We start from the raw sequence: 1313 nt of genomic DNA, 5'->3' as shown, positions 1-1313 counted from the left end.
GGTATCGCTGGTGGTTGTAATGCTCGACGAAGGCCTCGATCTGGGCCTCGAGGTCGCCGGGAAGGAAGTAGTTTTCGAGCAGGACGCGGTTCTTCAGGGTGTGGCGCCAGCGCTCGATCTTGCCCTGGGTTTGCGGATGGCACGGTGCGCCGCGCACATGGCTCATCTTGTTGGCCTCGATATATTCGGCCAGTTCGCCGGCGATGTAGCTCGGCCCGTTGTCGCTGAGCAGCCGCGGCTTGTGCAGCACCGTGGCGCTGTCACAGCCGGAAGCCGCCAGGGCGAGATCCGGCGTGTCGGTGACGTCCTCGGCACGCATGTTGGTGCACAGCTTCCAGGCGATGATGTAACGCGAGAAGTCGTCTAGCACGGTCGACAGATACATCCAGCCCCAGCCGATGATCTTGAAGTAGGTGAAGTCGGTCTGCCACATTTCGTTCGGCCGCGTGGTCTTGGTGTGGAACGTATCGGCCGCTTTGACCACGACATAGGCCGGGCTGGTGATCAGGTCATGGGCCTTGAGCAGCCGGTAGACCGTCGATTCCGACACGAAGTAGCGGTGCTCGTCGGTGAACCTCACGGACAACTCGCGGGGGCTCAGCTCGGGTTGGTCCAGCGCCAGCTCGATGATCTGGTCGTGGATTTCGGCCGGGATTCGGTTCCATACTCGGCCCGGCGCCGAGGGGCGATCCTCCAGCGCTTCCGGTCCGCCTTCGAGGTAGCGGTCGTACCAGCGGTAGAAGGTCCGACGGGCGATGCCAAGCTTGTCCAGCGTGCGCTTCGCCGGCAGGTGCGACTGCTCGACGATCCTGATGATCTCGAGCTTCTCGGAGGCGGGATACGCCAGCCCGTTCCTGGATGCGTTCCCCCATCTCGGCGGCGGCGTCCTTGCCGAAGGCGAGAAGCAGGATTTCGTTCGGCTGGCGGATGCCGCGTTCTACGAGATAGGCGGCCTTGGCAACGATGACGCTGGTCTTGCCTGAACCGGCGCCGGCAAGGACAAGCGTTGCGTCCTCATCTGTCACCACAGCAAGGCGCTGCTCCGGCGTCAGCGGGCTTTTCTCGATTGTGTCGAAGAAGCCCTTCATGTCGGCGAGGTCGGAATCGATGAAGCGCTGGATGGCGGTGCGGCGCGCTTCTTCGGGATGTTCTTGGAAGGTGCGAATGGTGGCAAAGAGCTTTTGCTGCTCTTCTGAAAGGACGCCGTCAGGGATGGTCTCTGGCAACGCGTTGATGATGGTTGTGGCCCGCGCGTGCGGATTCCACGGATGATGGGCATCGATTCCACGCGATCGTGGGCATGGATTCCACGG

General features: G+C 62.5%; 1 protein-coding gene and 2 pseudogenes. 1 reads left to right on the top strand and 2 read right to left on the bottom strand.

Annotation, left to right across the window (positions count from 1 at the left end):
* A pseudogene (locus tag IE243_RS20645) lies at positions 1–847 on the bottom strand (IS3 family transposase); the annotation flags it as partial.
* Here IE243_RS20645 and IE243_RS24020 point away from each other — a divergent pair.
* A complete protein-coding gene (locus tag IE243_RS24020) occupies positions 756–983 on the top strand; it encodes a hypothetical protein (RefSeq protein ID WP_373301731.1) in 228 nt (75 codons plus the stop codon). The pseudogene IE243_RS20645 and the gene IE243_RS24020 sit on opposite strands and share 92 nt — an antisense overlap.
* On the opposite strand, the pseudogene IE243_RS23620 reads toward IE243_RS24020, so the two are convergent.
* A pseudogene (locus IE243_RS23620) lies at positions 891–1088 on the bottom strand (UvrD-helicase domain-containing protein); the annotation flags it as partial. The gene IE243_RS24020 and the pseudogene IE243_RS23620 sit on opposite strands and share 93 nt — an antisense overlap.
* Positions 1089–1313 lie beyond the last annotated feature (225 nt).

This window comes from Camelimonas fluminis, assembly GCF_014656355.1.
Taxonomy (GTDB): domain Bacteria; phylum Pseudomonadota; class Alphaproteobacteria; order Rhizobiales; family Beijerinckiaceae; genus Camelimonas; species Camelimonas fluminis.
Note: the sequence above shows the minus strand (reverse complement) of the source record. Positions and strands in the feature narration are given on the sequence as shown.